At 40.1% G+C, this 26,470-nt stretch carries 32 protein-coding genes and 1 riboswitch; of the genes, 26 read left to right on the forward strand and 6 right to left on the reverse strand.

The annotated features are described in order from the left end of the window. Positions 1 to 236 precede the first annotated feature (236 nt). Positions 237 to 608 carry an iron chaperone gene (locus FB379_RS13270; RefSeq protein WP_144598186.1) on the reverse strand — a complete coding sequence of 124 codons (372 nt, stop codon included), beginning with the start codon at positions 606 to 608 and terminating at the stop codon, positions 237 to 239. A 22-nt stretch (positions 609 to 630) separates the two neighbouring features. Beyond that, positions 631 to 1,002, reverse strand: a complete 372-nt coding sequence (locus FB379_RS13275; protein WP_144598187.1) for an iron chaperone — start codon at positions 1,000 to 1,002, stop codon at positions 631 to 633. Between the two features lie 402 nt (positions 1,003 to 1,404). On the opposite strand from FB379_RS13275, the gene FB379_RS13280 reads away from it, so the two are divergent. From FB379_RS13280 to FB379_RS13295, 4 genes are all read left to right on the forward strand, one after another. Then, positions 1,405 to 2,187, forward strand: coding sequence for a class I SAM-dependent methyltransferase (locus FB379_RS13280; protein WP_066247657.1), 783 nt, complete (start codon positions 1,405 to 1,407; stop codon positions 2,185 to 2,187). Between the two features lie 209 nt (positions 2,188 to 2,396). Continuing rightward, positions 2,397 to 2,720 (forward strand): iron-sulfur cluster biosynthesis family protein, encoded by a 324-nt coding sequence (locus FB379_RS13285; protein WP_066247658.1) that lies wholly within the window; start codon positions 2,397 to 2,399, stop codon positions 2,718 to 2,720. A 10-nt stretch (positions 2,721 to 2,730) separates the two neighbouring features. Next, positions 2,731 to 2,973, forward strand: coding sequence for a DUF2552 family protein (locus FB379_RS13290; protein ID WP_063388346.1), 243 nt, complete (start codon positions 2,731 to 2,733; stop codon positions 2,971 to 2,973). Positions 2,974 to 2,981: 8 nt separating this feature from the next. Continuing rightward, positions 2,982 to 3,218 (forward strand): DUF3886 domain-containing protein, encoded by a 237-nt coding sequence (locus tag FB379_RS13295; protein ID WP_063388345.1) that lies wholly within the window; start codon positions 2,982 to 2,984, stop codon positions 3,216 to 3,218. 358 nt (positions 3,219 to 3,576) lie between these two features. On the opposite strand, the gene cyoE is transcribed toward FB379_RS13295, so the two are convergent. Continuing rightward, positions 3,577 to 4,494, reverse strand: coding sequence for a heme o synthase (cyoE, locus tag FB379_RS13300; RefSeq protein ID WP_066247660.1), 918 nt, complete (start codon positions 4,492 to 4,494; stop codon positions 3,577 to 3,579). Between the two features lie 170 nt (positions 4,495 to 4,664). Between cyoE and FB379_RS13305 the strand changes: the two genes are divergently transcribed. After that, positions 4,665 to 5,270 (forward strand): TetR/AcrR family transcriptional regulator, encoded by a 606-nt coding sequence (locus FB379_RS13305; protein ID WP_066247661.1) that lies wholly within the window; start codon positions 4,665 to 4,667, stop codon positions 5,268 to 5,270. A 263-nt stretch (positions 5,271 to 5,533) separates the two neighbouring features. Here the strand turns inward: FB379_RS13305 and FB379_RS13310 are convergent, their stop codons facing one another. After that, a complete protein-coding gene (locus FB379_RS13310) occupies positions 5,534 to 6,454 on the reverse strand; it encodes an aldo/keto reductase (RefSeq protein WP_066247702.1) in 921 nt (306 codons plus the stop codon). Positions 6,455 to 6,459: 5 nt separating this feature from the next. Next, positions 6,460 to 6,639: a Z-ring formation inhibitor MciZ gene (gene mciZ, locus FB379_RS13315; RefSeq protein WP_145976098.1), complete on the reverse strand. Its 180-nt coding sequence runs from the start codon at positions 6,637 to 6,639 to the stop codon at positions 6,460 to 6,462. Positions 6,640 to 6,717: 78 nt separating this feature from the next. On the opposite strand from mciZ, the gene FB379_RS13320 reads away from it, so the two are divergent. The 18 genes from FB379_RS13320 (at position 6,718) to lysA (ending at position 22,526) form a co-directional block, all read left to right on the forward strand. Beyond that, on the forward strand, positions 6,718 to 7,272 hold the full coding sequence (locus tag FB379_RS13320) for an NUDIX hydrolase (protein ID WP_144598188.1): 555 nt from the start codon (positions 6,718 to 6,720) through the stop codon (positions 7,270 to 7,272). Beyond that, a complete protein-coding gene (locus tag FB379_RS13325; protein ID WP_066247665.1) occupies positions 7,269 to 8,438 on the forward strand; it encodes a TIGR00375 family protein in 1,170 nt (389 codons plus the stop codon). The genes FB379_RS13320 and FB379_RS13325 overlap by 4 nt, the downstream gene beginning before the upstream one ends. 96 nt (positions 8,439 to 8,534) lie before the next feature. Then, complete coding sequence (spoIIM, locus tag FB379_RS13330; RefSeq protein ID WP_066247667.1) at positions 8,535 to 9,173, forward strand: stage II sporulation protein M; 639 nt, start codon at positions 8,535 to 8,537, stop codon at positions 9,171 to 9,173. Between the two features lie 111 nt (positions 9,174 to 9,284). After that, positions 9,285 to 9,749: a ferric iron uptake transcriptional regulator gene (gene fur / locus FB379_RS13335; RefSeq protein ID WP_063388338.1), complete on the forward strand. Its 465-nt coding sequence runs from the start codon at positions 9,285 to 9,287 to the stop codon at positions 9,747 to 9,749. 107 nt (positions 9,750 to 9,856) lie between these two features. Further along, complete coding sequence (locus tag FB379_RS13340; protein ID WP_063388337.1) at positions 9,857 to 10,084, forward strand: YqzK family protein; 228 nt, start codon at positions 9,857 to 9,859, stop codon at positions 10,082 to 10,084. A 6-nt stretch (positions 10,085 to 10,090) separates the two neighbouring features. Continuing rightward, complete coding sequence (xerD, locus tag FB379_RS13345; protein ID WP_063388336.1) at positions 10,091 to 10,984, forward strand: site-specific tyrosine recombinase XerD; 894 nt, start codon at positions 10,091 to 10,093, stop codon at positions 10,982 to 10,984. Positions 10,985 to 11,083: 99 nt separating this feature from the next. Continuing rightward, the gene (deoB, locus tag FB379_RS13350; protein ID WP_144598189.1) at positions 11,084 to 12,274 is read left to right on the forward strand and encodes a phosphopentomutase; all 1,191 of its coding nucleotides are present in this window, start codon (positions 11,084 to 11,086) and stop codon (positions 12,272 to 12,274) included. A gap of 3 nt (positions 12,275 to 12,277) precedes the next feature. Beyond that, positions 12,278 to 13,096: a purine-nucleoside phosphorylase gene (locus FB379_RS13355; protein ID WP_094246165.1), complete on the forward strand. Its 819-nt coding sequence runs from the start codon at positions 12,278 to 12,280 to the stop codon at positions 13,094 to 13,096. Positions 13,097 to 13,111: 15 nt separating this feature from the next. Beyond that, positions 13,112 to 14,416, forward strand: coding sequence for a pyrimidine-nucleoside phosphorylase (locus FB379_RS13360; RefSeq protein WP_094246164.1), 1,305 nt, complete (start codon positions 13,112 to 13,114; stop codon positions 14,414 to 14,416). Positions 14,417 to 14,597: 181 nt separating this feature from the next. After that, positions 14,598 to 15,764: a D-alanyl-D-alanine carboxypeptidase family protein gene (locus FB379_RS13365; protein ID WP_063388332.1), complete on the forward strand. Its 1,167-nt coding sequence runs from the start codon at positions 14,598 to 14,600 to the stop codon at positions 15,762 to 15,764. Between the two features lie 97 nt (positions 15,765 to 15,861). Further along, on the forward strand, positions 15,862 to 16,215 hold the full coding sequence (gene spoIIAA / locus FB379_RS13370; RefSeq protein ID WP_063388331.1) for an anti-sigma F factor antagonist: 354 nt from the start codon (positions 15,862 to 15,864) through the stop codon (positions 16,213 to 16,215). Then, positions 16,212 to 16,652, forward strand: coding sequence for an anti-sigma F factor (spoIIAB, locus tag FB379_RS13375; RefSeq protein ID WP_063388330.1), 441 nt, complete (start codon positions 16,212 to 16,214; stop codon positions 16,650 to 16,652). The genes spoIIAA and spoIIAB overlap by 4 nt, the downstream gene beginning before the upstream one ends. 12 nt (positions 16,653 to 16,664) lie before the next feature. Next, positions 16,665 to 17,423 carry an RNA polymerase sporulation sigma factor SigF gene (sigF, locus tag FB379_RS13380; protein ID WP_063388329.1) on the forward strand — a complete coding sequence of 253 codons (759 nt, stop codon included), beginning with the start codon at positions 16,665 to 16,667 and terminating at the stop codon, positions 17,421 to 17,423. Between the two features lie 100 nt (positions 17,424 to 17,523). Beyond that, a complete protein-coding gene (locus FB379_RS13385) occupies positions 17,524 to 18,141 on the forward strand; it encodes a stage V sporulation protein AA (protein WP_063388643.1) in 618 nt (205 codons plus the stop codon). Then, positions 18,131 to 18,553 carry a stage V sporulation protein AB gene (locus FB379_RS13390; protein WP_063388663.1) on the forward strand — a complete coding sequence of 141 codons (423 nt, stop codon included), beginning with the start codon at positions 18,131 to 18,133 and terminating at the stop codon, positions 18,551 to 18,553. Before FB379_RS13385 ends, FB379_RS13390 begins: the two co-directional genes overlap by 11 nt. Before the next feature lie 37 nt (positions 18,554 to 18,590). Continuing rightward, on the forward strand, positions 18,591 to 19,598 hold the full coding sequence (spoVAD, locus tag FB379_RS13395) for a stage V sporulation protein AD (protein ID WP_063388662.1): 1,008 nt from the start codon (positions 18,591 to 18,593) through the stop codon (positions 19,596 to 19,598). Between the two features lie 55 nt (positions 19,599 to 19,653). Further along, positions 19,654 to 21,129 carry a spore germination protein gene (locus FB379_RS13400; protein WP_144598201.1) on the forward strand — a complete coding sequence of 492 codons (1,476 nt, stop codon included), beginning with the start codon at positions 19,654 to 19,656 and terminating at the stop codon, positions 21,127 to 21,129. A 74-nt stretch (positions 21,130 to 21,203) separates the two neighbouring features. Beyond that, positions 21,204 to 22,526: a diaminopimelate decarboxylase gene (lysA, locus tag FB379_RS13405; RefSeq protein ID WP_066247674.1), complete on the forward strand. Its 1,323-nt coding sequence runs from the start codon at positions 21,204 to 21,206 to the stop codon at positions 22,524 to 22,526. A gap of 43 nt (positions 22,527 to 22,569) precedes the next feature. Here the strand turns inward: lysA and FB379_RS13410 are convergent, their stop codons facing one another. Further along, positions 22,570 to 23,436: a DUF1002 domain-containing protein gene (locus FB379_RS13410; protein WP_144598190.1), complete on the reverse strand. Its 867-nt coding sequence runs from the start codon at positions 23,434 to 23,436 to the stop codon at positions 22,570 to 22,572. Between the two features lie 163 nt (positions 23,437 to 23,599). Here FB379_RS13410 and FB379_RS13415 point away from each other — a divergent pair, with 163 nt between their 5' ends. The 3 genes from FB379_RS13415 (at position 23,600) to ribE (ending at position 26,466) form a co-directional block, all read left to right on the forward strand. Next, entirely contained in the window at positions 23,600 to 24,037 is a 438-nt protein-coding gene (locus tag FB379_RS13415) for a peptidylprolyl isomerase (protein WP_063388640.1), read from the forward strand. Between the two features lie 392 nt (positions 24,038 to 24,429). Then, positions 24,430 to 24,581, forward strand: a riboswitch (FMN riboswitch). 152 nt (positions 24,582 to 24,733) lie between these two features. Then, positions 24,734 to 25,849, forward strand: coding sequence for a bifunctional diaminohydroxyphosphoribosylaminopyrimidine deaminase/5-amino-6-(5-phosphoribosylamino)uracil reductase RibD (gene ribD / locus FB379_RS13420; protein ID WP_144598191.1), 1,116 nt, complete (start codon positions 24,734 to 24,736; stop codon positions 25,847 to 25,849). Then, positions 25,822 to 26,466: a riboflavin synthase gene (gene ribE, locus FB379_RS13425; RefSeq protein WP_063388638.1), complete on the forward strand. Its 645-nt coding sequence runs from the start codon at positions 25,822 to 25,824 to the stop codon at positions 26,464 to 26,466. Before ribD ends, ribE begins: the two co-directional genes overlap by 28 nt. The last annotated feature ends 4 nt before the right edge of the window (positions 26,467 to 26,470 follow it).

The raw sequence follows: 26,470 nt of genomic DNA on the forward strand, positions 1-26,470 counted from the left end.
TGTCGTTAAAAAACAGCTTCATGTGGCATAAGGGGTACTCCGTTTGTCTCTTTTTACATGGTAATTATTGTAATGAAAATTGCTCAACTACAGTTATTAAAAAAAGGTTTGACATTAGCTGTGTCAGGGCGTCCACAACAAGAGTGTTGGGGCATGAAGAAAAAGCGTTTTTGTAGCTATCAACTTCTTTAAAGCCTCTCAGAAGCCCTCACAGGCTTTCTAAGGACTATCCTATTCTATTTCCGCCAAAAAGTTGAACAGTCTGCTTTATCCTGAATATTAAATTCAATCATTTTCTCCAGCAATTCGTAATTTACCGGCTCATTCCACGGAATTCGAAACAAGCCTTTGGTAGCGCTGTAGCCAGCTTGGGCGATTTCATCGGCAAAATGCATCATTGTTTTTTCTTCAGGTGAAACGCTCAAATGATGCTTCGCTGTGGAAAAGCTGATGATAAATGTGCCGTGATCGGTAAACATTGGCGTATTCCACTTGATTTGCGGTTTCAAATTTGGAAATTTATTAGCAACCCACGCCAAAATTTCCTCTGTTCGGTCGCGGTGGCCGGGGTTATCAATACCTGCTAAATATTTTACAAAAACTTCCATGTCTTCCTCCTTCGATATTATGCTATTTCCGCCAAAAATTCGAATTCTCCGCCTTATCCTTGATATTAAATTCAATTATTTTCTCTAACAATTCATAATTAACTGGTTCAGACCATTGAATTCGGAACAAGCGTGAAGAAGCGCTGTAGCCAGCTTGGGCGATTTCATCGGCAAAATGCACCATTGTTTTTTCTTCGGGTAAAATGCTCAAATGATTCTTTGCTGCGGCAAACATAATGATGTATGTGCCGTGATCGGTAAACGTGGGTTTGTTCCACTTGATTTGCGGTTTCAAATTTGGAAATTTATTAGCAACCCACGCCAAAATTTCCTCTGTTCGGTCGCGGTGGTCGGGGTTATCAATACCTGCTAAATATTTTACAAAAACTTCCATGTTATTTCCTCCTAAAATAAAAATCGTTCAGAGAAGTTCCTCAAACCCATTCGTCGTTAAAACTCCTCACAGAACCGCTCAGAACACGACACCTATTTCCACTATATATTTTACAACCTGAATAGTCAAAATGGCTTAAAATGCAAATTAGTTTTGAAATTTTCCATCCGAATGTAGAGTTAAAAAAAGGTTCGACCATTTAAAGCAAAACTTGATTATTTATAATAAAGATTGATAAAACCATGATATTGTGAAACAATTTACTTAAACTAAAGGAAAGGATACAGCACCAAATTAAATGAATATTAGTTTAATTTATGCTGTATCTTTTCGCTAGTCAACTACACGAGCCGTAGCAATTCAATGACCGAATTGCTACGGTAATCAGTTTATGATTTAAGGATGGCTGATAACTTGAAAACAAATGCTAGGTATCAAACTTGGATTCGAATGAATAAACTACTAATTTTTTTGCTTTTTTCACTTTTATTCATTTTGTTGACATTCTTACCTATTAATTTATATCTGCGAGTTTTGTCAGGTATTATAGCGTTACCATTAATTTATATTACATTTATCCTTTCTTATTCTTATTACCAATTCGCAGCATTTGGGGGAAATTATCAGTCAAAAATACATGACTTAATTGTTGCCAAGGTGAATTGGGATGGGCAAGGAAAAATACTGGATATAGGAACAGGCAGCGGTTCACTGATTATTAAACTTGCAAAGGCTTTTCCTGAGTCCCTATTAACTGGAATTGATTATTGGGGCGACGATTGGGAATATTCGAAAGATCAATGCCAACGAAACGCTGAAATTGAAGGGGTTTCTGATCGAATAAATTTTCTGAAAGCAAGTGCCACAAAACTGCCTTTTAAAAATGATGAATTCGATATAATTGTAAGTTGTCTAACATTTCATGAAGTTAAAGATGAAAGAAATAAAACAGAAGTAATGAAAGAGGCATTAAGAGTGTTAAAACCTGGTGGTGGATTTGTCTTTTTAGATTTGTTTATGGATGAAAAAATATTTGGGGATGAAAAAGAGCTCTTAAATTCCTTAAAGAAACATGGTGTATCTGAATTGAAAAGCTACAAACTCGCTAAAGTAATGAAACTGCCAAAGCTTTTATTGAACAAAAAAGTATTAGGGAATGCAATGATATTGATTAGAAGAAAATAGACGTGTCATAATTTGCTTGTGAAAATAACACTGATTTCTCACAAATAAAAACAACAGCTTTATTCAACTAACCCGGCTAATAGTTTGTCAATATTTCTCTATAAATGTTTAAAAAACGTTAATCGGTTATGTTCATTCTGCTTCAATAAGCGGAGAGAGCTAAAATATGATAGAATGGAGGCAAAATTAAAAAAGGATGATTTTAGCCTATGAACATTTCGTTTACAAACGCAGCGAAAGCAAAACTTAAAGAGATATTGGAAATGAACGAAAACCGCTATATAAAGCTGAAATATGATACAGATGGCTGCGGCTGTGTCATGAGCGGTGTTACTGTTCTTTGGCTTGTGAAAGATCTTGATGAGGATGATATGAAAATTGATACAAATTTTGTCCCGGTGTACGTGGAGCGATCAAAGCTTGTTTTTTTAGATGATGAATTGCAAATCGATTATCACGGGCAAAAACAAATATTCATGCTCAAAAGTCCAATGCAAATTTACAATCCAAGAATGAGCTGCATTGTGAAATGAGGGAACAAAATTGAAGGAACGTCTAGCTTCTTTAAAGAACATTGCTTTAAATAAAACATGGGTGTCCTTTCTCCATGACAATCATCCGTACACCCTTCTGCATTGGTCTGTAGGAGGAATGGGATATGAAAAAAAGGATGTGTGGCTGATTCAAGATGAAATGACGTTTGAAGCGGAAGAGTTTGCCACGATCGATGAAGCAATTGCATGGATGGAAAAAAACATGCAGAATATTCACGATGTATTAGGATAAAAAAGAGCATGCATTGGTCAAAGGAAGGGAAAAACATGAAAGATGCATGGAATCTCAAAGATCAGATCGGCGAAGAAAAAGCGAAAAAGCTTATAGATATGAAGAAGCAAATTGAAGAAGAAAAGGAGAAATTAAAAAAACTGGAATTGGAGCGTAAAAGAAAAGAGGAACAAAAGCGGGAAAAACAGAAAAGCTTTGCTGAATTGCTCGCAGAAAGCGACTTGAAATGGGAAGATTTTAAATAAAAAGCTGGAAAGGAGGCTGTCCAAAAAGTCAGGGTTCACTGACTTTTTGGAGCCCCTTCATTTTAGGGACTTATCGGACAGACCATTTTTCCTGTCTTGTTTATATCCTCCAGAAGTCTTATGAAGGACTTTTCTTCATTAGGTTCTTCAAAAGTTGTATGACGGACATTCAGCATATACAATTGCTTCTTGTTGGACTTCATTGCCTCTATGAAGGACATTTACAAATTTTATTAGATTATTTTTGTCCTTCACAGTAGTATTTTTCCCCGATCCTTCATTTTAGGAACTCATCGGACAGCCCCTTAATTCCCAACATTTATTATGCCGCCATGAATTTGTTTAGAAACACTTTCTTTTATAAATGAAAAAGAATTCCCACAAGAGAATAGATAATGACAGTTGAAAATAAGATTGTCATATGAAACAGAGAATAAAGAAACATTGATTTTGCCCATTTCTCTGAATCCATTTTTTTATAGCCGAAAATGCTTAACATAAGCCACAGAACGCTTAAAAGAAGGGCTACTAGCATAAGACCGAGGCTTAAAGGCCCAAAAAGAAAGCTTGCTGCAATTAAAATAATTAAATAAATATTCGTTTGTATATATGTTCTTTTAACACCTTTGACAACTGGGAGCATAGGAACCTTCGCAGCCTTATACTCATCGTGCTTGCGAATAGCTATAGCATAAAAATGAGGCATTTGCCAAATAATTGAAATCACAAACAAACCAAGAATGGCTGGATGTGTCACGTCCGGATGAACAGCAGCCCATCCGATGAGAGGGGGCATTGCTCCAGAAATACTGCCAATTTCCGTATTATAAATTGTTCTTCTCTTGCTCCACATCGTATATGGGACAACATAAAAAAACAAACCTAGAAACCCTAGGAATGCTGCTAGAGGAGTTGTTAATGCAAGAGCTGCAATTCCTAAAATAGACATACAGATTCCAAGCCATAATACTGTTTTAGGCTTTATTGCTCCTGTCACAGTCGGTCTGTTTTTCGTCCTTTCCATGATAGAATCTATATCTCGGTCATATAAGTTGTTAAAAGCTCCAGCTGCACCCATTACGAAAATCGATCCAATCAAAGCAAATAACATTTCCGGCAATTTCTCAAACAGGCTGATCTGATACGTATACAATGCCAATGTCAATCCAGCCAACATCGGAACGAGATTTGATTGAATAATTCCAATTTTACAAGTTTCAGCCAAAATTTGGGGCAAAGTTGGTTTCTGTGTTGTAAGGCTTTCTTCTTTTCGCATTCTTCCCCTCTTCCTTTTTCACTCATGATCTATAAATCTAGGAGGACATTGTTGATAGTTGCGTCCAGCATAATGAGAAATTATAATTTGTATACTGATTAGAATTTATATACTATTTGGTATGTTAATGCTATATGGTATGATTGTCAAGAGAGAGGGAGGATAGCAAATTGGTCAGACGAAGATTAACCCAAGAGGAGCGAAAAAAAGAAACGCGGCAATTACTTTTAGAGTCAGCTGTTGAAATCTTTGCTCGATTCGGCTTTCACGGCGCTTCTGTTGATAAAATTGCAGAACATGCCGGATTTAGCAAAGGGGCGGTATATGCCCATTTTCGTTCCAAAGAAGAGCTCTTTTTAGCTATTTTGGAGCAACAAATGCAATTGCATGTGGACAACATTCTTCAAGTCATAGACGGACAGCATTCGCTTTCACATTTTATCGAAACGATGGATGAATATTTCCTGTCAGTTAGGCAGAAAAATCGAACGTGGAGCATGCTTAACATGGAATTTTTTCTTTATGCGATGCGTGAAGAATCGGTACGCCGAAAATGGTCTGACATGATAACGGAAGCGGTACAACAAATTTCCAAGGCGATTGAAAAATTGAAGTCGAAAGAGAATAACGATTCTGCTCTATCTGCGGATGAAATAGCATGGACTATTCTTTCGTTAGAAAACGGTTTAGCGATATTTTATTATATTAGCGAAGACCGTGTGCCTCTTCATTTATATGGAAAAGCACTGCAAAATTTGCTTCGATCCCCTCATTAGAAAATATTCAAGCTTAAACGGATTTCAAAATATATTAGTCCAAAATTTTTCAAGATAGGAATGGACGGCGCTGTTCAATGAACCGATACATATAGTTGTAAATCCGGTTTATGTGCTATGAACAATCGTTTAGCCATTGAGATTGCAACATGATCATGCGAATCCCATCCGTTTCGGCAGGAACATCAACTGGATAGCTAAATTGAATTTTCAACAGTCATGTGAATCCGAAAATAAATAAGCGGGGATCGTCCCCGCCTGTTTTAATCGCGATGGATTGTATAAAGAGACTGTTTTGTTGCGTTTATAAGCGCTTCGTACTCTTCTTCCAGCAGATCTTTTGCTTTCGCTGCTTGGACATTTTCAAGCAGCTGCTCTTGCTTGCTCGCTCCGGCAATGCAGGAGGCTACAACACGCTGATGAAGAACATATTTTACGGCTGTTTCCGTCCGAGTGCGATCCGGGCATGCTGAATCGATGCTGTGCAAAGCTTCTTTTAATTCATCGAACGTGTAGTCTAAATATCCATTGTTCTTGACGCGCTCAGAGGCTTTTTCGAGCGGGCGCTCTGTCAAGAGGCCTTGAGCCAACGGCCCTCTGGCAATAACAGAAACGTTATGCTCCTGAATCAAAGGAAACCATTCTTCTGGGCGCCGGTCAAGAAGGCTGTATTGCATCATGATTGAAACGATATTGGAGCGTTTCAACCATTCTTTAATAACGTTCGGCCGAATCGAAGAAATGCCGTAGTAGCGGATGACGCCTTCCTGCTTTAACTCTTCGAACGCTTCAATCGTTTCATCGATCGGGTCGTCGATTGTTCCTCCGTGAAGCTGATATAAGTCGATATAATCTGTACCCAGCCGTCTGAGGCTTTCTTTCACTTCTTCCTTTATGTATTTCTTGGATGGATCCCACCACCATCCGTCTTTGCCAACTTCAAACCGGTTTCCTACTTTTGTTGCTAAAATGATATCGTTTCGACGCGATTTAAGAGCCCTTCCGACAAATTCTTCATTCAGGCCTTGATCATAAAGATCTGCTGTATCAAAAAAATTAATCCCCAATTCAAGCGCTTGGTCAATCAGCGAACGCGCATGCTTTTCGTCGCGGCCAAGCGACATGCATCCAAGACCGATTTCGCTCACATACAGCTCGGATGTTCCTAATCTGCGCTTTTTCAAAAAGATCACCTCTCTTTTTCTCTTCTAATTTGAAAGTAGTATAAACTTTTTGAAAAAGCAAATGTTTCATATTCATGATGAAGCCATTCATAGACTGTTTTATATCGTTTTGCGGCTTCCTTTAAGCTGTAAGCAATTTCCTTCGGCTTTCCAATCATCACGACCCGGTTATAATTCCGATACATGAGCAATCGCTCCGCCTCCTTTTTAATTATGGTAGAATGTATGAAGAATGATTGGATAATAGAACAGGAGTTGAATATATGAACCGTTTAAACGAGGAAACGATTGCGAAGGAAAAAATTTTTTCAGGGAAGATTATTGATGTATATGTGGAAGATGTCCGTCTCCCAAACGGGGAAAATGCGAAACGTGAAGTCGTGAAGCATCCGGGTGCAGTTGCCGTGATCCCTATTACAAATGAAGGGAAAATTGTCATGGTGAGACAATATCGCAAAGCTTTAGAACGTCAGCTTGTGGAAATTCCTGCCGGCAAGCTTGAAAAAGGGGAGTCACCTGAAATCACAGCAAGAAGAGAGTTGGAAGAAGAAACGGGCTATGGATGTGGATCATTAAAACATGTCATTTCGTTTTATACTTCACCGGGCTTTGCTGATGAACTCGTTCATCTTTATTTAGCTGAAGGATTGATAAAGCTGGAAAATAAAGCGAGTTTGGATGAAGACGAGTTTGTCGAGGTGCTGGAAGTAACCCTTGAGGAAGCGAGAAAATTGATAGAAGAAAAAGAAATTTACGATGCAAAAACAGCTTATGCAGTTCAATATTTAACATTAAAACAATTGAGTGAGGAGATATGAACGCTTTTTTCGCAGATTTGCACATTCATATCGGCAGAACAAATACAGGAAAACCGGTAAAGATTACGGGGGCCAAGTCGCTGACGCTTGAAAATATTTTTATAGAAGCAGTTGAGAGCAAAGGTATGGATATAATTGGCATCATTGATTGCCATGTTCCCGAAGTAATCAAGGAAATTGAAGATGGCATCAGAAGAGGAAAGTATGAGGAATTAATGGAAGGGGGAGTCCGCTATCAAAATTCGACACTTATTTTAGGTACGGAGCTTGAAATATTTGATGAACATTGCAATGGGCCGATTCATGTTCTATGCTTTATGCCGACTTTAGAAAAGATGAAGGAATTTTCCCATTGGCTCAGCTCCCATTTAAAAAATATTCATTTAAGCTCTCAACGGGTATATGTTGAAGGGAAAAGACTTCAGCATAAAGTGAAGAGCTTGGGCGGATTGTTCATTCCGGCGCATATTTTTACTCCTTTTAAAAGCTTGTACGGAAAAGGGGTTCAGCGAAGCTTGACAGAAGTTTTTGATCAAACACTCATCGATGCGGTCGAGCTCGGTTTGAGCAGCGATACTAACATGGCAAGCCGTATTCGTGAACTAGCTTCCTATCCATTTTTAACGAACTCAGACGCCCATTCATTGCCAAAAATCGGGCGGGAATATCAGAAGTTGTTGTTAAAAGCGCCGACGTTTCAGGAATTGGTGATGGCGATCAAAAAAGAAAACGACAGAAAAATTGAGGCGAATTACGGATTAAACCCGAAACTTGGAAAGTATTACGAAACGTTTTGTGAAGCGTGCCAAAAAACAGTAGGCTTGACAGATGAGGGATGCTGTCAAATATGCGGAGGAGTAAAAATTACAAAAGGTGTAAAACAGCGGGTTGAAGAACTGGGGGATAAAACAAATCATGTGGAGAAAAGGCCCCCTTATATTCATCAAGTCCCGCTAGCTTTTCTGCCTGGCATTGGCCCTAAAACATTAAAAAAATTAAAGCATTATTTTGGAACGGAAATGAATATTTTACACAAAGTTCCGTACGCCGATCTTGTCGAAGTGGTTCCGGAAAAAATCGCCGCTTCCATCATCTCGGCAAGAGAAGGCACCCTTTATGTGCAATCAGGGGGAGGAGGAAAATACGGAAAAGTGGAAGGTGCGTAAATTTTCGCGCCTTTTCTTTTTTTCTAGTAAAAATACGAATATGTACCATCCGTTCTCTCATACAATCTAGTAAAGAAAGACAGGAGAGGATAGGATATGCAGAATATTCAGCGTTTTTTACTAAAACAATTGAAAGATCAATCAACCGTCTATTTATTTGTGCTTATATTGTTCATAATGGGAGTAATTTTTGGCGCAATCATCGTAAACAGCATGAGCATTACGCAAAAAGAAGATCTGTATTATTATTTAAACCTGTTTTTTGGACAAGTATCGGACGGAAAACTTGCCAGCTCGTTTGAAATGTTCAAGCAAAGTTTTTTCCACAATACAAAATATGTAGGGCTTATGTGGCTTCTAGGCATTTCGATCATTGGTCTGCCGATTATTTTTATCATGTTATTTTTAAAAGGAATGGTCGTTGGATTTACAGTCGGATTTTTAGTAAATCAAATGAAATGGGGCGGATTTTTGCTGTCATTCGTTTCCGTTTTGCCGCAAAATTTGCTGCTGATACCTGTGTTTCTTATTATGAGCGCATCGGCAATTTCTTTTTCCTTCAAGCTCATTAGACAGCTTTTTGTAAAAAAGTTCCACGATCAGCCGTTTCGAATGTTTGCAGGCTATGCAGTCACATTTTCTTGCTTGATCGCCGTTATATTGCTCGCTGCAATGTTAGAAGCATATGTTTCCCCGATCCTGATGAGAGGGACGATTGATTTTATTTATAAATAATAATTATTATTTAATATAAATTTTATTTTTTAATTTAAAATTATTTCAGTTGGACACTTTCTTTTATTTTGTTATAATATATGAGGAATGCGGCGAGGGAGGGAAAGTGTCATGGAAAACCGCATAGAGCGTATAAAAAAGCAGTTGCATTCTTCAAGCTATAAATTAACCCCGCAAAGGGAAGCAACCGTTCGTGTTTTGCTTGAACATGAAGAGGATCATTTAAGTGCCGAAGATGTTTACCTCCTCGTTAAGGAAAAATCGCCTGAGATCGGGCTCGCAACAGTGTACAGAACGCTGGAATTGTTAACTGAGCTGAAAATTGTTGATAAAATAAACTTTGGAGACGGGGTTTCCAGATATGATTTGCGCAGGGAAGGAGCCGCTCATTTTCACCATCATCTCGTATGTATGGAATGCGGTTCCGTTGATGAGATTCAGGAAGATTTATTAGAAGATGTTGAAAAAATTGTCGAACGAGATTGGAAGTTTAAAATTAAAGATCATCGTCTAACTTTTCACGGCATATGCCACCGCTGTCAGGAAAAAGAAAAAGAAGATAACAAGAAAGAATAAAGCCTTTTCCGCGAGGGGAAAGGTTTTTTTATATTATATACGTATAAAGATTGTCCAGACGGTCATATCTTTAAATATAAGAAAATATGGCCTTGTGGAGGACGAACATGGAAAAATGGACGAAAACCGTAAAGAATATGCTTAAAATTTTTATCTTGTTTACAGGATTTACGATTTTGTTCTACTATGCTATTATATGGGTTAACTTGGAATATCAAGATTACCATCGCTATGACGAGCCTGAAGGATCTGCCGTAAAGGTGACAAGCGTTGTGGAAGAACAGAACGATAATTGGCTGAATCGCTTAATATTCTTTTATTTAAACGGGGAGTAGAGAAGATTGAACGATCATATCCAAGATTTTATTCATTATTTGACCGTTGAGAGAGGACTTGCGAACAATACGATCGTTTCATATGAGCGAGACTTGAAATCGTACAAGCAATTTTTGAACGAAAAACTGAATATTCAAGAAGTGCAAAATATTCAACGCTATCATATTTTGCAATATTTGCATTTTTTGAAAGATCAAGGGAAATCCAGCAAGACAATCGCCCGGCATATCGCCTCAATCCGCGCTTTCCATCAATTTTTGTTAAGGGAAAAAGCTGCGGATGAAGACCCGTCCGTCCATATTGAAACACCGCAGATTGAACGGAAGCTTCCGAAAGTGCTGTCTCTTGAGGAAGTGGAGCGGCTTCTTGAAACGCCTGAGCTGACCTCACCGATTGGATATAGAGATAAAGCAATGCTTGAACTTTTATATGCGACAGGTATTCGGGTGAGTGAAATGGTTCATTTGAATCTTTCAGACGTCCATTTGATCATGGGATTTATCCGATGCTACGGTAAAGGGAAAAAAGAACGGCTCGTTCCGATTGGAGAAAAAGCAACAAAAGCGCTGGAGGAATATTTGGAAAAGGGCCGGCCAAAGCTTGTAAGACAGAAGCATAAAACGGATGCCTTATTTTTAAACCATCATGGAAAAAGAATTTCCCGCCAAGGATTTTGGAAAAATTTAAAATCGATTGCGGTTAAAGCAGGAATACAAAAAGAATTGACTCCTCATACATTGCGACATTCCTTTGCCACCCATCTGCTTGAAAACGGCGCTGATCTAAGAGCGGTGCAAGAAATGCTAGGTCATGCTGATATTTCAACCACGCAAATTTATACTCATGTGACAAAAACACGTTTAAAAGATGTATATAAAATGTACCACCCCCGTGCTTAATGCCATCGTCATGCTAAAAATCAAGTTGCTCGTCTGTTTCGGCAAGCATTAGGAAAAAATATAATCATCACCGCTTTCAAATGGCAGGAGGAATTTAACATGCAGCATACATATAAACGCGTCTTTTTAATTGTAATGGATTCAGTTGGAATCGGCGAAGCACCGGATGCAGAGCTTTATAACGACAAAGGTGCTGACACGCTTGGCCATATCGCTGAACATCTCGGCGGTTTGCATTTGCCGAATTTAGCGAAGCTCGGATTGGGGAATATACGTGAAATAAAAGGTGTTCCAAAGACAGACAAGCCGCTCGCCTTCTATACAAAAATGAAAGAAGCTTCAGCAGGAAAAGATACGATGACTGGTCATTGGGAGCTGATGGGGTTAAAAATCGATTCTCCTTTTCAAGTATTTCCAGACGGCTTCCCAGAAGAACTGATAGAGGAGCTTGAAAAAAGAACCGGGCGAAAAGTGCTTGGCAATAAGCCGGCAAGCGGTACGGCAATTATAGAAGAGCTTGGAAAAGAACATATGAAAACAGGAGCCATCATTGTCTATACGTCGGCAGACTCTGTTTTACAGATTGCTGCACATGAAAAAGTCATTCCTCTGAACGAATTATATCAAATTTGTCAAATTGCCCGCGAACTGACTTTGGATGAAAAGTACATGGTTGGGCGCGTTATAGCTCGTCCGTTTGTCGGGGAGCCGGGGAATTTTGAACGGACTGCCAACCGGCATGACTATGCTTTAAAGCCTTTCGGCCGAACAGTTATGAACGAGTTGAAGGACGGAGGATTTGATGTAATTGCCCTTGGGAAAATTTCCGATATTTATGACGGCGAAGGCATTACAGATGCAATCCGGACAAAGTCGAATATGGATGGAATGGACAAATTGATCCAAACATTCGACCGGGATTTTACAGGTCTTTCCTTTTTGAACCTTGTCGATTTTGATGCAAAATTCGGCCATAGAAGAGATCCTGAAGGGTATGGACAAGCGCTTGAGGAATTCGATGCTCGTCTTCCTGAAGTGTTCGAAAAAATGAAGGAAGAAGACCTGCTCATCATCACAGCAGACCATGGAAACGACCCTCTTCACCACGGTACGGATCATACTAGAGAATATGTTCCGCTGTTAGTTTATAATTCAACCTATACAAAAGGAAAAGAACTGCCAATCAGAGAAACATTTGCAGATGTAGGAGCAACCATTGCAGAAAATTTCGGCGTGCAAATGCCAAATTACGGAACAAGCTTTTTAACAGAATTGAAGCAGGGGGATTGATCAATGTCAATTGTGGAAGAAGTTGAAAAGGCTTCTCAATTTTTAAAAGATAAATGCAAACAAACTCCAGAGATCGGTCTCGTTCTAGGATCAGGTTTAGGAGTTCTCGCTGAAGAAGTGGAGGATGCTGTAACCATTCCATACAGCGACATTCCTTATTTTCCGGTTTCCACTGTTGAAGGGCATAAAGGCCAATTCGTAATTGGGGAGCTAAATGGAAAAACAGTAGCGATCATGCAAGGCAGATTCCATTTTTACGAAGGGTATAGTGTAAAGCAAGTGACATTTCCTGTGCGAGTCATGAAGGCGCTGGGTATTCATTCCTTAATTGTGACAAATGCAGCCGGAGGGATCAATCAGTCATATCAACCAGGTGATTTAATGCTGATTACCGATCATATTAACAACATGGGACAAAACCCTTTAATTGGCGAACATAGCCCTGAGCTTGGCGACCGTTTTCCCGATATGTCGGAAGCGTACGATAGCAGACTAATCCAGCTGGCAAAAGAAGCAGCGAAAGAGCTTGGCATCGAAATAAAAGAGGGGGTTTATGTTGCCAATACTGGACCGTCCTATGAAACGCCGGCTGAAATACGGATGTTAAGAGCGATCGGGGGAGACGCAGTTGGCATGTCAACAGTTCCAGAAGTAATTGTGGCGAATCAAGTCAAAATGAAAGTGCTTGGCATTTCATGTATTACGAACATGGCGGCTGGTATTTTAAAACAGCCTTTGACGCATGAAGAAGTCATGAAAACGGCGGAAATGGTTCGGGCTGATTTTATAGCGCTAGTAAAATCCATCGTAGCCAAAATGTAGAAAAAGGTGATTTGCATGCGAATGGTCGATTTAATAGAGAAGAAGCGGGATGGGAAAGCGCTCACAAAAAAAGAAATCCGTTATATCATTGAAGGATATACGGCCGGGGAGATTCCGGACTATCAAATGAGCGCTTTCGCCATGGCCGTTTTTTTTAGAGGGATGACGGAAGAGGAAATGGCGGAGCTCACAATGGCGATGGTTGATTCTGGAGAAAAGATCGATCTTAGTGAAATTAAAGGAATAAAAGTGGATAAGCATTCGACCGGAGGAGTTGGCGATAAAACTACGTTGGTGCTTGCGCCGCTTGTGGCTTCAGCTGGTGTTCCTGTTGCCAAGATGAGCGGAAGAGGTCTTGGCCATACCGGCGGAACGATTGATAAACTAGAATCGATCCCGGGGTTTCATGTTGAAATAGACAATCAACAGTTTGTCCGTTTAGTCAATCAAAATAAAATTGCAGTCGTTGGACAAACGGGGAATTTAACTCCCGCTGATAAAAAACTGTACGCATTAAGAGATGTGACAGCGACGGTTAACAGTATTCCTCTTATTGCCAGCTCCATCATGAGCAAAAAAATCGCTGCCGGAGCGGATGCCATTGTTTTAGATGTTAAAACCGGATCGGGCGCTTTTATGAAAAATATAGAAGAATCAAAAAAACTGGCAAAAGCGATGGTGAAAATAGGGGAAAACGTCGGCAAAAAAACGATTGCCGTGATCTCCGATATGAGTCAGCCGTTAGGGTTTGCCATCGGAAACGCTCTTGAAGTCCAAGAAGCGATTGATACATTAAAAGGTGAAGGTCCTGAAGATTTAACTGAACTATGTTTAACGCTTGGCAGCTATATGGTGTATATGGCGGAAAAAGCAGACAGTTTAGAAAAAGCGCGTAAACTGCTCGAGCAATCCATTGCTTCAGGAAAAGCTTTAGAGACTTTTAAAACATTTGTCTCTGCCCAAGGGGGAGATGCCTCAATTGTGGACGATCCATCAAAATTGCCGCATTCTTCGTATACATTCGAATTAAAGGCGAAAGAAGAAGGCTATGTAAACGAAATTGCAGCTGATGCAGTCGGGACTGCCGCCATGTGGCTTGGTGCCGGAAGAGCGACGAAAGATGCTGCAATTGATTTGGCAGTCGGCCTCATCCTCCATAAAAAAATAGGCGATTACGTAAAAAAGGGAGAAACATTCGTTACAATTTACAGCAATCAACAAGATATTGAAAAGGTGAAACAAACTTTATACTACAGCATTAAAATTTCGAAAAACAAAACAAAAAAGCCTGTCCTTATTTATGAAACAATAACAAATTAGGAAAGAAAAAAAGAATCGGGTAATCCCGATTCTTTTTTTGTATAACTTTTTAATAATTGGAAAAAATGGGTTTTATACAGATAATTTTACCAGTAAAAATTCATTCTCATTTCATTTTTAGAGTCTTTTACATTTCATTAGATTAGATTGCAGTTACATATGAGGAATGGAGGATGTGGAGATGAAACAATTACTACTGTCTGTCATGGCAACATTTGTTCTTTTTTTTGGGGTTTCAACGGCTGCGTGGGCAGAAGAAAAAAATGTCAAACTAGTAGATGGAGTGAAATCGGCTATATTGATTGAGCGGGATACAGGTCAAGTACTATATGAAGAAAATTCAGATACACCGCTGCCGCCCGCCAGTATGACGAAAATCATGACGCTTCTTCTTATTATGGAAGCTCTTGATAAAGGAAAGATTCAAATGGATGAAAAAGTAAGAGCGAGCGAATATGCAGCATCCATGGGGGGATCGCAAATCTTTTTGGAGCCTGGGGAAGAAATGACAGTGGAAGATTTATTAAAAGGAATTGCGATTGCTTCCGGCAATGATGCGTCTGTCGCGATGGCGGAGAGAATTGCAGGATCAGAAGAACAGTTTGTATCCATGATGAATCAAAAAGCGAAAGAGCTCGGACTGAAAAATACGCATTTTAAAAATTCGACCGGATTACCTGCAAAAGGACATTATTCGTCGGCAAAGGACATGGCGGTTATTGCCAAAGAGCTATTAAAATATGAAGAAATTACGAAATTTACGGGAACATATGAGGATTATTTACGAGAAGGAACAGACAAAAAATTTTGGTTGGTCAATACAAATCGGCTTGTGAAATTTTACGACGGAGTTGACGGTGTAAAAACAGGTTATACAAACGAAGCGAAATACTGTTTAACGGCAACAGCCAAAAAAGGGAATATGCGGGTGATTGCTGTTGTATTTGGAGCTAAAACGCCAAAAGATCGAAATGCTCAAATCACGAAGCTGTTAGACTATGCCTTTTCCCAGTATGAAACCCATCCTCTGTTTAAACGAAACGAAGTGGTGACAAAAGCAAAACTGAGCAAAGGAAGCGATAAAGATGTACAGCTGATTACTTCGGAGCCTGTTTCCATTATAACCAAAAAGGGCGAAAGCATTGATGATATTAAACAAGAAATTATGTTTAAAAACCACCTGGTAGCGCCAGTGAAAAAAGGAGATGAGCTTGGAACCCTCGTGCTGAAAAAGAATGGAAAGGTTTTTGCTGAAAGCAAGCTTGTGGCTAAACAAGATGTTCGCGTTGCGAGCTGGTGGAAGCTGTTCAAAAGGGTTCTAGGCGAATGGACGAAGGCCGAAAAATGATATTTTTGGCGAAATTCCACTAGTTTTGTCTTCAGGCAGGAAATATGAAAGGTCAACTCGAAAGATTCAATATCATAGTTGAAGGAGGAATATGATCTTGAGTCTAGCGGTTGACCTTGAAGTAAAAGAAAACGTGTTATTGATACGTCTGTCAGGGGAGCTCGACCACCATACAGCAGAGGAACTTCGGCAAAAAGTCAATGATGCCATCGAAAATAACTCTATTCAACATATTTTATTAAATTTAGAACAATTAACTTTTATGGATAGCTCTGGACTTGGAGTGATTCTCGGGCGTTATAAGCAAATAAAACATCTCGGCGGTGAAATGATTGTTTGCGCCATCTCCCCGAGTGTAAAGCGTCTTTTTGACATGTCAGGTTTATTTAAAATTATTCATCTGGCCGAGACAGAGAAAGCGGCTTTGCAAACGTTGGGGGTGGCGTCATGAAAAACGAAATGAAGCTTCAATTTTCCGCTGTAAGTCAAAATGAATCATTTGCAAGAGTAGCTGTAGCTTCCTTTATCGCACAGCTGGATCCGACGATCGATGAACTAACCGAAATCAAAACAGTAGTTTCCGAAGCTGTGACAAATGCGATCATTCACGGTTATGAAAATAATCCTGACGGTATTGTGTATATTTCCTGCACGCTAGAGGACCATATCGTTCATTTGACGATTCGAGATGAAGGGGTAGGAATTGACAACATTGAAGAAGCTAGACAGCCGCTTTTTACAACAAAGCCTGAGCTGGAGCGTTCAGGAATGGGATTTACCATCATGGAAAATTTTATGGATGAAGTGAAAATAGAATCGGAAAAAAATAAAGGCACAATCATTCGATTAACAAAACATCTTACAAAAAGCAAAGCTTTATGTAATTAAGGAGATTAGCTTATGGATGTGGAGGTCAAGAACGAACATTCGAATGGACAATTGAAGGATCAGGAAGTCAGGGATTTGATTAAAAGAAGCCAGCAAGGCGATCAGGCAGCCCGCGATTTGCTTATCCAAAAAAACATGCGGCTCGTTTGGTCAGTTGTGCAGCGATTTTTAAACCGAGGCTATGAGGCGGATGATCTATTTCAAATCGGCTGCATTGGCTTAGTGAAATCGGTCGATAAGTTTGATTTGTCGTATGATGTTAAATTTTCCACTTATGCTGTTCCGATGATTATAGGAGAAATTCAACGATTCATCCGGGATGACGGAACAGTAAAAGTGAGCCGTTCATTAAAAGAGCTCGGAAATAAAATTAGACGGGCTAGAGAGGAACTGTCCAAAACACTTGGCAAGGTGCCAACAGTAGGGGAGATCGCTGACTACTTAGATATTTCACCTGAAGATATCGTTCTTGCACAAGAAGCTGTACGTGCACCTTCCTCCATCCATGAAACGGTTTATGAAAATGATGGCGATCCGATTACATTGCTGGATCAAATTGCAGATCAAAATGAGCAAAAATGGTTTGATCAAATAGCATTAAAAGATGCTATGAACGATTTAGGCGAGCGGGAGCGGCTGATCGTTTATTTGCGGTATTATAAAGATCAAACACAGTCGGAAGTCGCAAAACGGTTAGGAATCTCACAAGTTCAGGTGTCCAGACTGGAAAAGAAAATATTAAAGCAAATGAAAGACCGAATGAGCGGATAGCTCTTTGGTCTTTTTTGTGGAAATAAATGGTCTTGATCATTTTGCATGAGGGAGTGGCGAACGTTTCATACTATTAGAAAAAAGTAGGATGTGACAGGGCGTGAATAAAACGGTTTATGTGCGTCTAAAGCATCGTATTCAGGCAAAACCGAACGAAAGGATCACGCTTAACAAAATCGCGAAAATAATTGCAGACGAAGCGTTAATCAGCAAAATGGGGGATCAAATCATTCATCAAATTCAATCAAAAGATAAAACATATGTTGTCATTGATGTCATCAACGTCATAGAAAAAATCCAATCCATTGATCCTTCCCTTGATGTCCAACCTGTTGGGCCGACGCAAACAATTGTTGAAATTCAAAATCATCGAAAAAAATTTGCTCCCGTCCTTTTTTTTCTTGTATGGCTGTTATTATTTGTCGGATCGGCTTTAACGATTATGAACTTTCATGAAGATGTCAGCATGCAGCGGATGCATCGCAATTTGTATCAGTTTTTCACTGGCAATAAGATCGATAAGCCGTTAATTTTGCAAATCCCCTACTCCATCGGTTTGGGGCTGGGAATGGTTCTGTTTTTTAATCACGTTTTTAAAAAGAAATTTAATGAAGAGCCGAGTCCGTTGGAAGTCGAGATTTTTAATTATCAAATGGATCTCGACCAATACATCGCCATAAACGAAAACAAAGAAAGCGTGAAAAATGATGATGATTAAATGGTTCATGCTTTTGTTTACGGGGTTTGCAGGGGGCTTGGCTGTCGGGTGTGGATTTGTTGCGTTTTTATCTGTTCTCGGAATCATTCCAAGACTCATGCAGCTGACGAAGACAATAAAATGGATTCGTTTGTATGAATGGGCTGTTATTCTTGGCGCCGTGTCCGGCGGTTGGTTCAGCCTCTCTCCCGTCTATTTGCATGCTTCGCATTATTGGTTTATCCCGATCGGTCTCCTTTACGGAATATTTGTCGGAATGCTTGCAGCAGCATTAACAGAAGTGCTGAATGTATTTCCGATATTAGCGAAAAGGATCGGCATTGATGACAAAATCGTTATGTTGATGATGGCGATCGTTTTAGGAAAAATTTGCGGCTCTTTGTTTCATTGGCTTTATTTTGCTGGTCTGTAAAGGCAATTTGTCATATGATCGGAGGAAACATAGCATGATGCGGTTAACGGGAAAGCAAACATGGGTGTTTCAGCATAAATTGTTTGTCAATAAAACGGCAACTGTCGTTGGACCGAAGGAAGCGAAAGGACCGCTTAAGGAAACATTTGATGCTCATTTTGATGATATGTACTGCGGTGCGCCGTCTTGGGAATTGGCCGAGCGGAATTTAATGGAGCAGGCGATCAGCCGCTGTTTAAAAAAAGCTGAATTAAAGGAAGAGGATATTGATTTGTTTTTGGCGGGGGATTTATTGAACCAAAATGCTACATCGAACTATACAGCTAGAATGCTCAATATTCCGCTGTTATGTATGTACGGGGCCTGTTCGACTTCAATGGAAACAGTCGCTGCGGCATGCGCGCTGATCGATGGGGGGTTCGCGAACAAAATTATCGCTGCCACAAGCAGCCATTATGGCGCAGCTGAAAAGCAGTTTCGGCATCCAACGAATTTCGGCGGACAAAAACCAGAAACAGCGACGACAACCGTAACAGGGGCAGGTGCTGTATTAATCAGCAAAGACGAAAGTGAGATTGCCATAACGGCTGCAACGATCGGCAAGGTGATCGATGTTGGCAGGAAAAACCCTTATGATATGGGGTCCGCAATGGCGCCGGCAGCTGCAGATACAATTAAGCAGCACTTTCGTGATTTAAATCGGACTCCTTCTGACTACGATTTAATTCTTACCGGCGATCTTTCGGGAGTCGGCAGTCCGAAGCTGAAGGAATTATTGCTTGAGGATGGGTACGACATCCGAGGCAACCATTCAGATTGCGGGCTGTTAATTTTTCATCCAGCACAAAGAGCATTTGCCGGCGGGAGCGGATGTGCTTGTTCAGCAGTTGTAACTTACGGTCACATATTCCAAGAAATGAAAAAAGGAAATTTAAAACGAGTATTGATGGTGGCAACCGGGGCTCTGTTAAGTAAAACGATGATCAAGCTGAACGAATCGATCCCGGCCATAGCTCACGGAGTAGTTTTTGAAAGACAGAGATAGAAAGGCGGGAAAAGGTGAGCTGAACATGAATGATGAAGAGAAAGGATTCGATAGCATGACGAAATTAACCGATCAAGAAAAAAGTCAAATCTCTCCCAAACTGCAAGATACCGAAAAATTTTTTCGAGATCATATTGGCTTAGGAACAAGCTTTGATTTAGGCGTGCGCAAATTTACGCTTCTCGGAAAACAAGTGCATTTATATTATGTGACAGGACTTTGCGATTCACTTTATGTCATCGAACTGATCAAGGAGCTTTTGAAAATCAATGATCATGAAACGGAAGCCAATCGTTTAAAGGAAATTGTCAAAAACCGTCTCGTTCATCAGCAAGTAACATTGGTTCAAACGCTTGATGAAGCAGTCGATCAAGTGTTGTCAGGCTTAGTCGTTTTTTTTGTCGAAGACAGCGATTTTGCTTTTGTTGTCGATGTCCGCAACTATCCTGGAAGACAGCCGGAAGAGCCGGATACGGAAAAAGTGATCCGCGGCGCACGTGACGGTTTTGTGGAAAATATCGTTGTCAACACGGGACTGATTCGGAGAAGAATAAGGGACGAACGTCTGAGATATGAAATCATGAAAATCGGCGAGCGATCAAAAACCGACATTGCGATCGCGTATTTGGAAGATGTGGCGGATCCAGGATTAATTGAAGTGATCAAAAAGGAGTTAAAAACGATAAAGATTGACGGGCTTCCAATGGCAGATAAAACAATTGAAGAATTTTTAGTAAAGCAAGGCTTTAATCCGTTTCCGCTTGTCCGCTATACGGAAAGAGCGGATGTCGCTGCAACTCATTTGCTGGAAGGACATGTCATTATTCTTGTTGACACGTCCCCGAGTGTCATTATTACGCCAACTACTTTTTTTCACCATGTTCAGCACGCCGAAGAATACCGTCAGGCGCCAGCGGCCGGAACGTTTGTCAGATGGGTGCGCTTTTTTGGCATGCTAGCTTCTATTTATTTGCTTCCTCTTTGGATGTTGTATGTAGTGCAGCCGTCTTTACTGCCGGAGGCTATATCTTACATCGGACCAAACAAAGAAAAAAATATTCCGATTGTTGTTCAAATTTTTCTTGCTGACATAGGGATTGAGCTTTTAAGAATGGCAGCCATTCATACACCGACAGCTCTTTCAGTGGCGATGGGTTTAATTGCAGCAGTTCTCATAGGACAAATTGCCATCGATGTCGGTTTGTTTTCGCCGGAAGTTATTTTGTACGTTTCCATTGCGGCGGTCGGTACTTTTGCAACCCCGAGCTATGAATTGAGCGTAGCCAATAAAATCGTTCGTTTTGTATTGCTGCTATTAGTAGTGATCTTTAAAGTGCCCGGATTAGTGATCGGCTGCACACTGTTCATCCTTTTCCTTGCCAGCATTCGATCGTTAAATACGCCTTATTTATGGCCGTTTATCCCTTTTAATCCTCAAGCCTTTTGGCAGATCATCGTCAGGTCGTCGGTGCCTCATATAAAAGTAAGGCCAAGCATTGTTCATCCGCAGAACGTAAAAAAGCAGCCTTAAAAAAATTTGAAAGAGAAAATGTTTTATGGTAATGTATTTTTAACTTTTACGTTCACGAAAGCGGGGGCTAGTCTTTGTATTTACAGGGAACAAGTAAAATCAACCAGTTAGGGCATTTAGAAATCGGCGGTGTCGATACAGTTGAACTTGCCAAACAGTATGGGACACCGTTATATGTATACGATGTCGCACTCATTCGCGAACGAGCCCGTTCTTTTAAAAATACATTTGAATCATTAGGAGTTCCATATCAAGTTGCTTATGCAAGCAAAGCCTTTTCTTCCATTGCAATGGTGCAGCTTGCAAATGAGGAAGGGCTTTCTCTTGATGTCGTTTCAGGCGGTGAACTGTATACGGCATTAAAAGCAGGATTTCCTCCGGAAAAAATTCATTTTCATGGAAACAATAAAAGCATCGACGAGCTTGCAATGGCTCTGGAGGCAAATATCGGTTGCATTGTGATTGATAATTTTTATGAAATTGATGTTTTATCTTCTCTTTGCCAGCAAATGAATAAAAAAGTTGCGGTGTTGCTTCGCGTTACACCAGGCGTCGAGGCACATACACATGATTACATTACAACCGGGCAGGAAGATTCGAAATTTGGATTCGACCTTCATAATGGTCAAATCGAAAAAGCGATTGAGCTTGTAAAAAATCAATCGCATTTACAGCTATTAGGAATCCATTGCCATATCGGTTCGCAAATTTTTGGCACTGAAGGATTTGTTTTAGCAGCAGGAAAGATTTTTGGGAAAATTTCTATTTGGAAAGAGAAGTTTCAGTTTGTTCCGAAAGTTGTAAACTTAGGGGGAGGATTCGGAATTCGATATACGAAAGAGGATGATCCTCTGCCAATGAATGTATATGTTGAAAAAATGGTGGAAGTTGTGAAAGGACACTCTGAGAAGCTTCAAATTCCTCTCCCTGAAATATGGATTGAGCCAGGACGCTCTCTCGTCGGGGATGCAGGAACAACCTTGTACTCGATAGGATCTCAAAAGGTCGTCCCTAACATACGCAAATATGTTGCGGTGGACGGAGGCATGAGCGACAACATCCGGCCTGCTTTGTACCAGGCAAAATACGAGGGGGCTCTTGCCAACCGGATGAATGACGAATGTTCTGAGACTGTATCGATTGCAGGAAAATGCTGCGAAAGCGGGGACATGCTCATTTGGGATTTATCCCTTCCTACCGTAAAAGCAGGCGATATATTAGCTGTTTTTTGCACGGGAGCTTACGGATATTCTATGGCAAATAATTATAACCGGATCGCTCGGCCTGCTGTTGTATTTGTTGAAAACGGCGAAGCGAGACTTGTCGTCAAAAGGGAAACATACGAGGATTTAGTCAGTCTCGATTTGCCTTTAAAAGCGGAAGTCGGTCAACCGTAAACGAAAAACGGCGTCTCAACATTAGTTGAAGACGCCTTTTTCATTATTGGAAAAACGATGCGATGGCATCAATGATCGAAGAAAAGAATTCTTTCAATTTTTGCAAAAAGCTTTGTCCTTCTTCGGATTCGAGAAATTTAGAAATTTTGTCTTTTGCTTTGTCAAGCTGGTTTCCGACTTCATCCCAATTGATATTGACGTTAATCATATTGTTAAATAAGAGGATTAAATTGTTTATATCATCTTCGGAAAGATTTATTTGCAAATCTTTTGCTGCTTGTTCAATCATTTCTCTTAACTCTTGGTCATTTTTCGGAATGCCGTTTTCGGACATCTGTTCTTTTACTTTTGCAATTAATGCCGAAGCATTTTCGTCACCAATCTTATCTCCAAGCTTTGCTGTTTCCACCAGCTCTTGGTTGGCGACCTGTTTCACGTCTTCAGGGATCGCTTTATCAGTCGAAACTTCATAAGCTTTTATCAACCCTGTTAAAGCGGCTGTTCCGGAAACTTCAAAAGGCGCGGTGACATAAACATTTGCATCTTTGACACCAGCTGTCATGAGCGCATTTAAGTACATTTCATCCGTGACCCAGTTTATGTTGTTTGTTTGGACTTCTAAACCAGATCCCTTTTTCTCAATTTGTATTTTGGAAGAAGAAATCGCTTTTGAACCGATTTGCGCTTTCGGAATATAATCCCCTAAATATTTGTGCTCCTCTTCGTTTGTCACGGTGACCGTTTGCACGTTATCTGGTACGTCCATTTCCTTTAAGAGATCCTGCTTTTGCTGCTCCGTTAAATCGCTGCCTAACGTGACAATAACATCTCCAACAACAGAATCAGCAAAACTAGTAGTTGGTGTTGCCAATCCAATAGCAAGTAATATGGATAAAACGATTTTTTTCATCACTTAACCTCCTAAGCGAACATGACTTCGACTATATGATATAGAGTGCAAAAACTTTCATCCATTTAAGACGTATATATATACTAAAACGTTTCATCTGTATTTTATGTTTTACTCTATGATAAAATAAAGAGAAAATTTTTTCATGAAAGGGAGCTGTTTTATGAGCAAAAAAGGCTACATTTTAATGGAAAACGGAGAAAAAATTGAATTTGAGCTTTTTCCGAATGAAGCTCCAAATACAGTGAAGAACTTTGAAAAACTTGCGAATTCAGGCTTTTATGACGGTTTGACTTTTCATCGCGTTATTCCAGGGTTTGTAAGCCAAGGCGGATGTCCGAATGGCAACGGCACTGGTAATGCAGGATATACGATCAAATGCGAAACAGATGGCAATCCGCATAAACATGTAACCGGCGCCATTTCTATGGCTCACGCAGGCAGGGATACAGGCTCTTGTCAATTTTTTATCGTTCATGAACCTCAGCCTCACTTGGATGGAGTTCATACTGTTTTTGGCCAAGTAACTTCAGGCATGGAAACTGTGTTGAGCATGAAAAACGGAGATGTAATGAAAAAAGTAGAAGTGTATGAAAATTAAATTCCTCTTTCAAATAGAAAGGGATGTACAAAATGAGAATGAAAAACTGGATATTATTTATTGTTCTTGTTGTATTGAGCATTATTTGGGGACTCGTCTATTGGATGTTCATTGCTGACTAGCTGAATACCGCTCAGCTTTAGTTGATAATATAATTCTTGTAGATGCGGTCAAGTGTAGGAGAGAACTAATCGATAAAAAGGCACTTTTTCATATTGGTCAAAGATTGCTTTCTTGACAGAAGACCGTTTGAAGGGAGATAATAGTAAAATAATTGGCTGTTTTCTTCAGCTTTGTTTCTTTTTCAAAAACTCGTGAATGCTTCAAAATGGAAGGTGGGAAGCAAGAGGAAGCAGCCGTTTTTCCCATTGAAAATAACATAAAATGAATGATGCATCCTTCGGGGCAGGGTGAAATTCCCGACCGGCGGTGATAAAAGCTTTTAAGCTTTTTTAGCCCGTGACCCGCATTGGCGGAACGCCTTTGCGGTGGATCTGGTGAAAATCCAGAGCCGACAGTATAGTCTGGATGGGAGAAGGATCACTTTTGAAGGTGAGGAGTATAAACTGTTCAAAAAGAACAGATTTTATACTCTTATTTGAGTATACCTTCTTTTCGTTAAAGTGATCATCAAGCCCTGGGGGAACAAACCCGGGGCTTTTGTTTTGAAATCAACAAAAGGGAGGTGTGTCCTTTATGAATGACGAAAAATGGATGGAATTTGCCTTTCAGCTAGCGAAACAAGCAATCGGCCAAACGAGCCCTAACCCGTTGGTGGGAGCGGTCGTTGTGAAGGATGGGGAACTGATCGGGTTTGGAGCGCATTTAAAGGCTGGGGAACCCCATGCGGAAGTTCATGCTTTAAATATGGCTGGGGAAAAGGCAAAAGGTGCAACGCTGTACGTCACGCTTGAACCTTGCAGCCATTTTGGCAAAACTCCTCCCTGCTCTGAGCTTATTATCAAAAGAGGGATTAAACGGGTCGTTGTAGCTGCTTTGGATCCGAATCCTCTCGTAAGTGGACGCGGTGTGAAAGCTTTGCAAGATGCTGGAATCGATGTGGAAGCCGGGATATTGCAAAAAAATGGACATGAACTTAACAAAGTTTTCTTTCATTACATTCAAACAAACACTCCGTTTGTCACATTAAAATATGCCGCAACATTCGATGGGAAAATTGCTACAAAAACAGGTGACAGCAAGTGGATTACCGGAGAGGAAGCAAGACAGGATGTGCACCGTTACAGAGAAATACACGACGGCATTTTAGTGGGTGTTAATACAATTATAAAAGACAATCCAAGTCTGACTTGTCGGCTGCCGGATCGCAAACGAACACCGATACGGATTATTTTAGATACCCATCTGCGAATTCCGCTGGATGCCAATGTGATAACTGACAAGGAAGCAGAAACTTGGGTCATTTGCCAAGATGGAGATCTCAATAAAAAAGCGGAACTGAAAAAATTAGGAATAGAAGTGTTGACTTTACATGATCAATGGAATATCCCAAATATTTTAAAAATATTAGGCGAGCGAGGCATCACCTCCCTGTTCGTTGAAGGAGGAGCAAGAGTCCATGCTTCATTTTTAAAAGCGGAAGCAGTGAATGAATTAATCGTGTATTTTGCACCCAAAATATTGGGAGACCCTGAAGGAATATCAGCCGTCATGGGCGATGAAGCATTAAAGATGAGGATGGCACATTCATTTGAAATTCAGTCCGTTACGAAAATAGGAGAAGATGTGAAAATTGTCTCCGTTCCGAAAAGAGGTGGACAAGATTGTTTACTGGAATCATTGAAGAAATAGGGGAAATCAAATCAGTAAAAGGAACGAATCAAGCAGTAATTTTAGAAATTTATGCAAAAAACATTTTGCAAGATGTAAAAATAGGCGACAGCATTGCCGTCAACGGAGTCTGTTTAACGGTCACCGACTTTGAATCGAATTATTTTTCTGTGGATGTCATGCCTGAGACGATGGCGGCAACGACATTAGGTACATTAAAAACCGGATCAAAGGTGAATTTGGAAAGGGCAATGGCTGTTGGCGACCGATTTGGCGGCCACATCGTTTCAGGACATGTTGATGGCGTTGGCACGATCGTCAAAAAAGAAAGAAAGGAAAATGCTGTTTATTATCAAATTAAAGCTCCTAAAGATTTGCTTTATTACATGATATTAAAAGGTTCAGTTGCAGTTGACGGAACGAGTTTAACCATTTTTGGCTTAACAGAACAAACCTTTACGATTTCGATTATTCCTCACACATATTCAGAAACAATTATTGGGGAAAAGGAGATAGGCGATAAGGTCAATATTGAATGTGATTTGATCGGGAAATATTTAGAAAAGTTTGTCCGCAAAGAGGCGCCAACCGGAATTACCGTTGATTTTTTGCAAAAGCACGGTTTTTACAGTGAATAGAGGT

The organism is Aeribacillus composti (assembly GCF_007827555.1).
In the GTDB taxonomy this organism is placed as follows: Bacteria; Bacillota; Bacilli; order Bacillales; family Aeribacillaceae; genus Aeribacillus; species Aeribacillus composti.

Bases quoted from the DNA above. Each gene is read 5' to 3' on its own strand.
- ribD (WP_144598191.1), top strand. From the start codon at position 24,734: ATGAATGACGAAAAATGGATGGAATTTGCCTTTCAGCTAGCGAAACAA.
- FB379_RS13320 (WP_144598188.1), top strand. From the start codon at position 6,718: ATGAACCGTTTAAACGAGGAAACGATTGCGAAGGAAAAAATTTTTTCA.
- cyoE (WP_066247660.1), bottom strand. From the start codon at position 4,494: ATGCGAAAAGAAGAAAGCCTTACAACACAGAAACCAACTTTGCCCCAA.
- FB379_RS13360 (WP_094246164.1), top strand. From the start codon at position 13,112: ATGCGAATGGTCGATTTAATAGAGAAGAAGCGGGATGGGAAAGCGCTC.
- FB379_RS13410 (WP_144598190.1), bottom strand. From the start codon at position 23,436: ATGAAAAAAATCGTTTTATCCATATTACTTGCTATTGGATTGGCAACA.
- FB379_RS13400 (WP_144598201.1), top strand. From the start codon at position 19,654: ATGACGAAATTAACCGATCAAGAAAAAAGTCAAATCTCTCCCAAACTG.
- sigF (WP_063388329.1), top strand. From the start codon at position 16,665: ATGGATGTGGAGGTCAAGAACGAACATTCGAATGGACAATTGAAGGAT.
- FB379_RS13270 (WP_144598186.1), bottom strand. From the start codon at position 608: ATGGAAGTTTTTGTAAAATATTTAGCAGGTATTGATAACCCCGGCCAC.
- FB379_RS13295 (WP_063388345.1), top strand. From the start codon at position 2,982: ATGCATTGGTCAAAGGAAGGGAAAAACATGAAAGATGCATGGAATCTC.
- FB379_RS13365 (WP_063388332.1), top strand. From the start codon at position 14,598: ATGAAACAATTACTACTGTCTGTCATGGCAACATTTGTTCTTTTTTTT.
- FB379_RS13280 (WP_066247657.1), top strand. From the start codon at position 1,405: ATGGCTGATAACTTGAAAACAAATGCTAGGTATCAAACTTGGATTCGA.
- FB379_RS13340 (WP_063388337.1), top strand. From the start codon at position 9,857: ATGGAAAAATGGACGAAAACCGTAAAGAATATGCTTAAAATTTTTATC.
- FB379_RS13285 (WP_066247658.1), top strand. From the start codon at position 2,397: ATGAACATTTCGTTTACAAACGCAGCGAAAGCAAAACTTAAAGAGATA.
- spoIIAB (WP_063388330.1), top strand. From the start codon at position 16,212: ATGAAAAACGAAATGAAGCTTCAATTTTCCGCTGTAAGTCAAAATGAA.
- mciZ (WP_145976098.1), bottom strand. From the start codon at position 6,639: ATGTATCGGAATTATAACCGGGTCGTGATGATTGGAAAGCCGAAGGAA.
- fur (WP_063388338.1), top strand. From the start codon at position 9,285: ATGGAAAACCGCATAGAGCGTATAAAAAAGCAGTTGCATTCTTCAAGC.
- FB379_RS13275 (WP_144598187.1), bottom strand. From the start codon at position 1,002: ATGGAAGTTTTTGTAAAATATTTAGCAGGTATTGATAACCCCGACCAC.
- FB379_RS13355 (WP_094246165.1), top strand. From the start codon at position 12,278: ATGTCAATTGTGGAAGAAGTTGAAAAGGCTTCTCAATTTTTAAAAGAT.
- FB379_RS13415 (WP_063388640.1), top strand. From the start codon at position 23,600: ATGAGCAAAAAAGGCTACATTTTAATGGAAAACGGAGAAAAAATTGAA.
- spoVAD (WP_063388662.1), top strand. From the start codon at position 18,591: ATGCGGTTAACGGGAAAGCAAACATGGGTGTTTCAGCATAAATTGTTT.
- spoIIM (WP_066247667.1), top strand. From the start codon at position 8,535: ATGCAGAATATTCAGCGTTTTTTACTAAAACAATTGAAAGATCAATCA.
- FB379_RS13390 (WP_063388663.1), top strand. From the start codon at position 18,131: ATGATGATTAAATGGTTCATGCTTTTGTTTACGGGGTTTGCAGGGGGC.
- deoB (WP_144598189.1), top strand. From the start codon at position 11,084: ATGCAGCATACATATAAACGCGTCTTTTTAATTGTAATGGATTCAGTT.
- FB379_RS13325 (WP_066247665.1), top strand. From the start codon at position 7,269: ATGAACGCTTTTTTCGCAGATTTGCACATTCATATCGGCAGAACAAAT.